Origin of the sequence: Amycolatopsis coloradensis, assembly GCF_037997115.1 — a bacterium.
Taxonomy (GTDB): Bacteria; Actinomycetota; Actinomycetes; order Mycobacteriales; family Pseudonocardiaceae; genus Amycolatopsis; species Amycolatopsis coloradensis_A.
This window is the reverse complement of sequence record NZ_CP150484.1, coordinates 293419-302178: the sequence shown is the minus strand read 5'-3', so window position 1 is coordinate 302178 and position 8760 is coordinate 293419. Positions and strand designations below refer to the sequence as shown.

The following is an 8760-nucleotide window of genomic DNA, read 5'->3' as shown; positions in this document are numbered from 1 at the left end:
ACGCGCCGTACTCCTGAGGACGGTTCTAACCGTCCTCACCACTCACGAGGGGTCAGGGCGGGTAGATCACGTCCGTCGGCCGGGCGGAGGACGGGCCGTCGACCCGCCAGCCCTCGCCGTCGCGTACGAAGCGGTACCACCGTTCGTCCCGGCCGTAGCGCAGTTGCAGTTCACCCTGGGTGATCCGGTTCCGCCAGGTCTTCGGCGTCCCCGGCAGCCCCGATTCGGCGAAGTCCGCCCTGGCCTGGGCGAGCGGCGCCTGCCCGGGGCGCCAGGCCTCGCGGACCACCGCCATCCCGCCCCGGCCGGCCTCACGCCAGGCCTGGGCCCAGAGGGCCAGATCCCGCACCCCGACCCCGGCTGCCTCGGCGAGTTCGGCGATCACATGCGGGTCACTCGCCGCCGCGCGGCGCGCGAGGTCTTCCTCGAACGACAGCTCCACTTCTCGCTCTGGCCCCATGACCAGCAGCTCCCAGGCCCTCGCGGCGGCGTCGGCCGCCAGTTCGACGAACATTTCGCCGCTCCAGCCGGTGCGGTGCGGCGGGTCGACGTCGAGGACCGCGGGCGGTCCGACCGTGCCCGGGACGGCCGGCCGCGGCGGGAGCGCGGCGATCCGCCGGGTGTACGCGCGTTTCGGGTCCACTCCGGGCGCGGCGGGGGCACGCACCCGTTTGCCCGGCGTGCTCGCGGGGGCACGGCGGGACCGCAGTTCCGCGAGCACGGCCTCCCTCGGCCTGCCGCGCAGCAGGAACAGCACGAACGGATCGGCGTCGACCTCGTCCGCGACCAGGTAGTACACCGCGGCGACGTGCTTGCACGGGTTCGCGCTGTCGGGACAGGAGCACTTCGGGCGCAGATCTCCGGGACCCGGCAGCAGATCCGCGCCGGCGGCTCGAGCGTCCTCGGCCAGCTCACCGGGCAGCTCGCCGTCGAGGAGGGCGGCGACGTGCCCGAGCCGGGAGCCGACCATCCCGAGCAGGCTCTCCCACTGCTGTCCGGTGAACGCCCGCATGTGGATGGTCACCCGGTACGGCACCGCCCGGCTGCCCTGCACCCAGGCCGTCACCTCGCCCTCGCCGACCGCGAGCTTGCTGACCGTGCCCTTGCGCGCGTACGTCCGCCCGCGCGGCAAGCGGTTCGGATCGAGTTTGGCGCGTTCCTCCAGGGCCTCGACCCACGCCTTGCCCCACCACGTGTTGCCGAAGGTGCGCCGTTTCCGCCCTGTCGCGCCGGGCATCAGGGCTCCCCGAGCCGGACGAGGTCGGCGAGTTCGTCGTCGGACAGTTCGGTGATCCAGTCCTCGCCCGCGCCGATGACCGCGTCCGCCAGCCCGCGTTTCGTCTCCAGCACCTTGGCGATGCGCTCCTCGAGCGTGCCCTCGGCGATCAGCCGGTGCACCTGGACCGGCCGGTCCTGCCCGATCCGGTACGCGCGGTCGGTGGCCTGGTCCTCGACCGCCGGGTTCCACCAGCGGTCGTAGTGGATCACGTGGGTGGCCTTGGTCAGGTTGAGCCCCACACCGCCCGCCTTGAGCGAGAGCAGGAACACCGGCACCTCGCCCGCCTGGAACCGGGCGACCATGTCCTCCCGGACCTTGGGCGTGCTCGACCCGGACAGCAGCATCGTCGGCAGCCCGCGTTCGGCCAGGCGCTTTTCCAGCAGGCGGCACAACTGGACGTACTGGCTGAACACGAGCACGCTGTCGCCCTCGTCGAGGATGACGTCGAGCAGTTCCTCGAACGCGGCCAGCTTGCCGGACCGGCCGTGCAGCACCCCGGGTTCCTTGAGGTACTGCGCCGGGTGATTGCAGATCTGCTTGAGTTCGGTGAGCAGTTTGAGCACCTGGCCGCGCCGCGCCACCCCGTCCAGCTCGCGGATCATCGCGAGGTTCTCCCGGACCACGGCCTCGTACAGCGTCGTCTGCTCGGCGGTGAGCGGGACGAACCGGTCGGTCTCGGTCTTGCGCGGGAGCTCGGGGGCGATGTCCGGGTCGGTCTTCTTGCGGCGCAACAGGAACGGGCGCACGGTCGTGGCGAGACGCTCGGTGGCGGCGGCGTCACGATCGCGTTCGATCGGGCGGGCGACCTTGCGGCGGAACCCGTCGAGCGAGCCGAGCAGCCCCGGGGTCGTCCAGTCCACAATGGACCACAGTTCGGTGAGCCGGTTCTCCATCGGTGTCCCGGTCAGCGCGACCTTCGCGGCGGCCGGGATCTTCCGCAGCTCCTTGGCGGTGACCGAAAGCGGATTCTTGACGTGCTGCGCCTCGTCGGCGGCGATCATCCCCCAGTCCACTTCGGACAGTGTTTCACGATCCCGGCGGAGGACGCCGTACGTGGCGAGCACGACTTCGTCCGGCGCGACCTCGTCGAGATGCCGCCCGCCACCGTGGAACCGGCGTACCGGGATGTCCGGCGCGAACCGGGCGAACTCACGTTCCCAGTTGCCCAGCAACGACGTCGGGCACAGGACGAGGGTGGGGCCTTCGCCGAGGGGACGGCGGTGCAGGTGCAGGGAGATGAGCTGGATCGTCTTGCCGAGCCCCATGTCGTCGGCGAGGCAGGCGCCGAGACCGAGGCCGGTCATCGTCGCCAGCCAAGCCAGCCCCGCCTTCTGATAAGGCCGCAGGGTGGCCTTCAGATCCGCGGGTTGCTCGATCGGTTCCGCGGCGCTTTCCCGGATTCGCTGGAGCAGCCCCGTCAGCGCCGATGGCGCGGTGAACTCGACCTTTTCGCCGTCCAGCTCCAATTCGCCGGTGAGCGCCGCGGCCAGCGCCTCGGCCCCGGACAGCTTCTTCGCGCGATGAGCACGCACCTTGGCGAGCAGGCGCGCGTCGACCTTGACCCACTTGCCCCGCAGCCGCACCAGCGGCCGCTTCGCCTCCGCGAGCGCCGTGACCTCGGCGTCGGTGAGGTCCTCGTCGCCGAGGCTCAGCCGCCAGCGGAACTGAAGCAGGCTCTTGAGCGTGAACTCGGGCCCGGTGACACTGCCGGGGGCCTGCGTCGCGCTCGCCTTCGCCTTGAGCTCGCCCGCGAAGAGGTCCTTCGGCCACTGCACTTCGATGCCGGCGCCGCCCAGCGCCGCGTCCCCGTGGGTCAGCAGATCGACGACCTCGTCGTACTCCAGCGCGAGCCCGGTCGGCGCGGCGGACCGGAGCATGCGACCGAGCGGCGCCCATGCCCTGGCACCCCGGCGGAGGCCGAGCAGCAACTGCGTCTCGACCTGCTCACCCATCCGTTCCAGCACCGCTTCGGGCGCGTCCCACAGCGTCGCCGCCTCGACGATCAGGCTCGGATCCGCGGCACTCCGCACGGCGAGGACCGCGGCGAACGTGGGCTCTTCTTCGGGATTCTCGGGCTCGTGCACCTCCATGCGCAGGACGAGATGCGCGCCCTGCGCCTGCCGGGCGCTCAGTTCCGCCAGCCACGCGGCACCGTCCGGCCCGACCAGCGTCGGCTCGGTCGCGGCGAACGCCGGACCGCCCGCCGCGACGCTCGCGGCGGGCGTGCGGACCAGCACGTCCGCCGTCGCGTCCCAGAGCGCGCGGATCAACGACTCCGGCGAATGCAGGCGGATCCGCTTCAGCCCGGACAACGGCAGCGCGTGCGCCTCGGGAGGCAGCGCGGCGGCGAGCCCGCGCAGCATCTCCTCGTCGGCGACGTCGAGCGGCCCGACCCGCCACGAATCCACCCCGCCGGGTGAGGCCGCGGGCAGCAGCCTGCCGCGGGCGATGAGGTTCACCCCGGCTTCGGCGACGGCCGACCACGCGGCGATGGCCGGGCTCAGGTCGCCGTCCGCGGTGAGCAGCCGCGGAATCGCGCGCGACAACGGGACGAGTGCCGCGTCGACCTTCGTGCGCCGGAAGACCTTCCCCACCGGCAGCACGAGTTCGATCGCGGTGTCACCCGCTACGCCGCCTCCCCAGAGCGCCAGCACACCGTCCCGCGGGGGATCCGAGGGGACGAAGGTGGCCTGGGTTCCTGTGCCGAACTCCACGACCCGCACGTTAGAGCACCGGACCGACATCCCTCGGGCGGCGGTGTTATGAAAGGTCCTTTCCTGGCAAATTTTGCCAGGAAAGGACCTTTCATAACACGCGAAAGTGGCGTGACAGGGACTTTCAGGACCGAGGCAGCCCCAGCAACCGCTCGGCCGTGAGCGACAGCAGCACCTGCGTCGTCCCGCCCGCGATACTGAGGCACCGGGTCAGCAGGAACTCGTGCTGCGCGGGGTCGCCGGCGACGAGCGCGTTCTCCCCCAAAGCCTCCAGCGCGAACTCCGCCACAGCCTGCCGATGCCGCACACCCAGCAGCTTGCGCACACTCGACTCGGCACCCGGATCCTGGCCGTCGAGCCGCCGCAGCGTCGCCCGCAGGTCCAGGACCGAACACGCGCTGCCGTCGGCGATCAGCGCGCCGAGCCCCTCCCGATCGGCGTCGTCGCCCAGGTTGGCGAGCAGATTCTCGACCCCCTCTCCCACCGCCGATCCGCTCCCGAGGGCGACGCGCTCGTTCGCCAGCGTCGTCCGCGCCAGCCGCCAGCCGCCGTCGACCTCCCCGACCACCATCTCGTCCGGGACGAAGACGTCGTCGAGGAAGACCTCGTTGAAGACGGCGTCGCCGGTGATCTCGCGCAGCGGGCGCGTGCTGATCCCGTCCGCGGTCATGTCGACGAGGAAATAGGTGATCCCCTTGTGTTTCGGCGCGTCCGGATCGGTGCGCGCCAGGCAGATCGCCCAATCGGCTTCGCGCGCGAGCGAGGTCCACACCTTCTGGCCGTTCAGCAGCCATCCGCCGTCGACGCGGCGGGCCGTCGTGCGGAGCGACGCGAGGTCGGAGCCCGCCTCGGGCTCGCTGAACAACTGGCACCAGGTGATCTCGCCGCGCAACGTGGGCGCGGCGAACCGTTCGCGCTGTTCCACCGAGCCGTGTTCCAGCAGGGTCGGGATCGCCCAGGCGCCGATCACCAGGTCGGGACGGCGGATGTCCGCGGCGGCGAGGGCGGCGTCGATCCGCAGTTGCTCGGCCGCGGCGGCGCCTCTGCCGTACGGCGCGGGCCAATGCGGGGCGAGCAGTCCCGAATCGGCCAGTGCGACCCGGCGTTCCGGCTCGGGTAAGGCGGCGATTTCGCCTACCAGGTCACGGAGTCCGGCGTCTTCACCGACGTCGACGCTCAACGTCCGGCGGTCACCGCGCAGGGCGAGTTCGGCCGCACGACGGCGCCAGCGGGCGGAACCGCCGAGCCACTGCCGCAGAGCGACGGCACGGCGCAGGTAGAAGTGCGCGTCATGCTCCCAGGTGAATCCGATGCCGCCGAGGATCTGAATGCAGTCCTTCGCGTTGGCCACGGCCGCGTCGAGCGCGTAGGCCGCCGCCGTCGCGGCCGCGAATGCGTGCTGCGCGGGGTCTTCGGCCGCCCTCGCCGCGTCCCACGCGAGCGCGTCGGTGGCTTCGGCCCGGCACAGCATTTCCGCACACAGATGCTTGATCGCCTGGAACGACCCGATGGGACGGCCGAACTGCTCCCGGACCTTCGCGTACTCGACAGCGGTCCGAAGACACCATCGGGCGATCCCCGCGGCTTCGGCGGCACCGAGCGTGGCGGCGTAGACATCCACCGGCAGCGCCTCGAAAACCGCTTCGGGCCGCACCTTCGCGCACCGGACCCGGCCGACCGGCCGGGAGACGTCGAACGGCTCGCACCGCTCGATGTCCACTCCGGACGCTCCGGGTGGGATGAGCGCGGAGACGTCGCCGTCGGAGACCAGCGTCCACGCCGACAGGTGAACGTCGAGAGCCGGGCCCGACTGGCCGTCGACCACCGAATCCGCGATACGAAAACCGCCGCCCAGCACCACCGCCATCCTTTCGGTCCCGTCCGCGAGACCGGGCAGGATCTCCTTGACGGCCTGGGGAACCGTCGCGAGCAACGCTCCGCCCAGTGCCGTCCCAAGGACAGGACCGGGTACGAGTGCTTCGGCTGCTTCGGCGAGTCCGGCGGCCAGATCGGCGAGCGTACCGCCGGCGCCGCCGACGTCTTCGGGAATCGCCACGCCGAACAGGCCGAGTTCCGCCAGCCCTGGTGGCGGCTCGGTGATCCGGCCACTTCGGACGGCGTCGACGGGACGGGCGGAAGCCGCCCAGGCGCGGATCGACGCGGCCAGTGCCGCCTGTTCCTCGGTGAGCGCGATCGACACGGGTGAGACCTCCTCGCCGGACCTACCCGCGAGTGTAGAACGTGTTACAGTTTCTTGCCCAGTGGGTCACATCTTGAACAGTTCGTCCGCTTAGGTACCCTACGTGAGGAAAGTGGAACAAGTTCCGACGAAGGGGGACGTGGCGATGCCAGGGAAGGCCAAGGCGCCCACGAGCGCGAAGGCGCGAAGCGGCAACGGTCTCTCCGCGCTGGGCGGCGAGGAACTCGGCTCCGCGGCACAACGCGACCGGCGGCGCCGCATCATCGACGCGACCCTCACCCTCGCCGCGAAGGGCGGGTACGACGCGGTCCAGATGCGCGCGGTCGCCGAGAAGGCGGACGTCGCGCTCGGCACGCTGTACCGCTACTTCCCCTCGAAGATCCACCTGCTGGTTTCCGGGCTCGCCAGGGAATTCGAACGCGCGCAGGAGAAACTCGACCGCGCGGCGATCCCCGGCGATACCCCGAGCGAACGGCTGATGTTCGTCCTCGGCCGCAACACCCGGCTGATGCAGCGGGACCCGCACCTGACCGAAGCCATGGTCCGCGCGTTCATGTTCGCCGACACGACCGCCGCCGCCGAGGTCGAGCAGGTCGGGCGGCTGATGGAGAACATGTTCGCCAAGGCCATGGGCATCGAGGACCCGACCGAGGCCGATCGCGACATCTTCCACGTCATCGCCGACGTCTGGATGGCGAACCTGGTCGCCTGGGTGACGCGGCGCGCGTCGGCGGCCGACGTCGCGAACCGGCTCGAACTGTCGGTGCACCTGCTGCTGGACAAGAACGTCTGACCCGACGCTTCCCGTGCCGAGGCGCGTCAGGCGGTCAGCTTCGGCAGCACGTCCCGTCCGAAGGTCTCGATGAACGCGTCCTGGTTCCGGCCCACGTTGTGGATGTAGATCCGGTTGAACCCGGCGTCGACGTACTTCTGCAGCGCCGCGCGGTGCACGTCCGGATCGGACGAGACGACCATGCGGCCCTCGAAGTCCTCACGCCGCACCAGTTTCGCCATCTGCGCGAAGTCGAAAGGCGAGCGGATGTCGGCCTTCGGGAACTTCATGCCGCCGTTGGGCCACTGGTCGAGCGCGTTGGCCCACGCCGTCTCGTCGTCCTCGGCCCACGACAGGTGCACCTGCAGCAGCTTCGGCATCGAGTCCGGGTCCTTGCCGGCCTTCCGCGCACCGGTGCCGAAGTTGTCGAGGATCCCCGCCAGCTTCTCGATCGACGCGCCCGGCGTGATCAGCCCGTCCGCGAGCTCACCGGTCTTGCGCGAGGTGTACGGGCCCGCCGACGCGATGTAGATCGGTGGCGGCTCGTCCGGCAGTGTCCAGAGCCGGGTGGTGTGCAGCTTGAAGAACTCGCCGCTGTGCTTGACGTCCTTGCCGGTGAACAGCTTCCGGATGACCTCGAGCGCCTCGAACATCCGCCGTACGCGCTCGGGCGCTTCGGGCCAGTAACCGCCGATGATGTGCTCGTTGAGCGCTTCGCCGGAGCCGATGCCGAGCCAGGTCCGGCCGGGGTACGTCGCCTCCAGCGTCGCCGCGGCCTGCGCGACCATCGACGGGTGGAGCCGGAACGACGGGCAGGTCACGCCCGGCCCGAGGTCGCCGGTGGTGTTCTCCGCCAGCGACGCGAGCACGCTCCACACGAACGACGCTTCACCCTGCTGAGGGACCCACGGCTGGAAGTGGTCGGCGGCCATCTGGCCGGAGAATCCGTGCTGTTCGGCCAGCGTCGCCAGCCGGATCGACTCGCGCGGCGAGAACTGCTCCAGTGCCGCGGCCAAGCCGATTTGAACCTCAGTCACGCCTGCTGCCCCTTTCGAAAGCTCTCGACGACCTTCGCGAACTGGTCGAGTCGTTCCAGTGTCGCCGCTTCGGGCTCGGTCGGCAGGAAGAGCGTCGCCTCGTCGACGCCACCCTCGGCCAGCCTGCCCAGCGCGTCCTCTTCCGGGGTGGTACCGAAGGCCGAGAACTTGAGGTCACTACGGCCCTTGTCCGCCAGCCACTGACGAGCCCGGCGAAGCTCCTCCGGCGGGGTGTGGGCGTGCGGCAGCCAGCCGTCGCCGTACTTGGCGATCCGCTCCATCGCCTTCTGCCCCGCGCCACCGATGAAGATCGGCGGATGTGGCTTCTGCACCGGCTTCGGCCACGCGAAGATCGGATCGAAGTCGATGTGCTCGCCGTGGAATTCGGCCTCGTCCTTCGTCCAGATCTCCTTCAGCGCCGCGAGTTGCTCGTCGACGAGCGCGCCGCGGGGTGCGTGGATCGGTGCCGTGATTGCGCATTTCCTCCCGGTTCCATCCGACGCCGAAGACGAACCGGCCTCGCGAGACCAGGTCCAGCGAAGCGACCTCTTTCGCCGTGTGGATGACGTCGCGTTGCTGCAGCAACGCGACGAACGGGTCCAAGGTCCGGTAGTACACGTGCGGCAGTTCGCCGCCGCCCGGCTGACCGGGATATGCGAATGCTCCGCGATGTGGAGCGAGCTGAACCCGCGCTCTTCGGCGGCCGCGGCGAGGACGTCCGGTCTGATGCCTGCCATTACCCGGACACGCGCCGCGAT

The 8760-nt window shown here is 70.5% G+C and carries 5 protein-coding genes and 1 pseudogene; 1 reads left to right on the top strand and 5 read right to left on the bottom strand.

Going from position 1 to position 8760, the window contains the following annotated elements; translation table 11 throughout:
- Positions 1 to 52 precede the first annotated feature (52 nt).
- The 3 genes from LCL61_RS01160 to LCL61_RS01150 all read right to left on the bottom strand — a co-directional run bounded on the left by LCL61_RS01160 (position 53) and on the right by LCL61_RS01150 (position 6193).
- The gene (locus LCL61_RS01160) at positions 53 to 1237 is read right to left on the bottom strand and encodes an SWIM zinc finger family protein (protein WP_340685116.1); all 1185 of its coding nucleotides are present in this window, start codon (positions 1235 to 1237) and stop codon (positions 53 to 55) included.
- Positions 1237 to 4002 (bottom strand): DEAD/DEAH box helicase, encoded by a 2766-nt coding sequence (locus LCL61_RS01155; protein ID WP_340685115.1) that lies wholly within the window; start codon positions 4000 to 4002, stop codon positions 1237 to 1239. The genes LCL61_RS01160 and LCL61_RS01155 overlap by 1 nt, the downstream gene beginning before the upstream one ends.
- 115 nt (positions 4003 to 4117) lie before the next feature.
- Complete coding sequence (locus tag LCL61_RS01150) at positions 4118 to 6193, bottom strand: acyl-CoA dehydrogenase (protein ID WP_340685114.1); 2076 nt, start codon at positions 6191 to 6193, stop codon at positions 4118 to 4120.
- A gap of 145 nt (positions 6194 to 6338) precedes the next feature.
- Between LCL61_RS01150 and kstR the strand changes: the two genes are divergently transcribed.
- Positions 6339 to 6986: a cholesterol catabolism transcriptional regulator KstR gene (gene kstR / locus LCL61_RS01145; RefSeq protein ID WP_038523880.1), complete on the top strand. Its 648-nt coding sequence runs from the start codon at positions 6339 to 6341 to the stop codon at positions 6984 to 6986.
- A gap of 26 nt (positions 6987 to 7012) precedes the next feature.
- Here kstR and LCL61_RS01140 read toward each other — a convergent pair whose 3' ends face one another.
- Both LCL61_RS01140 and LCL61_RS01135 read right to left on the bottom strand, forming a co-directional pair.
- Positions 7013 to 8002 carry a TIGR03557 family F420-dependent LLM class oxidoreductase gene (locus tag LCL61_RS01140; RefSeq protein ID WP_340685113.1) on the bottom strand — a complete coding sequence of 330 codons (990 nt, stop codon included), beginning with the start codon at positions 8000 to 8002 and terminating at the stop codon, positions 7013 to 7015.
- A pseudogene (locus tag LCL61_RS01135) lies at positions 7999 to 8739 on the bottom strand (TIGR03619 family F420-dependent LLM class oxidoreductase). The gene LCL61_RS01140 and the pseudogene LCL61_RS01135 overlap by 4 nt, the downstream one beginning before the upstream one ends.
- Positions 8740 to 8760 lie beyond the last annotated feature (21 nt).

Excerpts from the sequence above, each read along its gene's own strand:
- LCL61_RS01160 (WP_340685116.1), bottom strand. The coding sequence starts at position 1,237 with ATGCCCGGCGCGACAGGGCGGAAACGGCGCACCTTCGGCAACACGTGG.
- kstR (WP_038523880.1), top strand. The coding sequence starts at position 6,339 with ATGCCAGGGAAGGCCAAGGCGCCCACGAGCGCGAAGGCGCGAAGCGGC.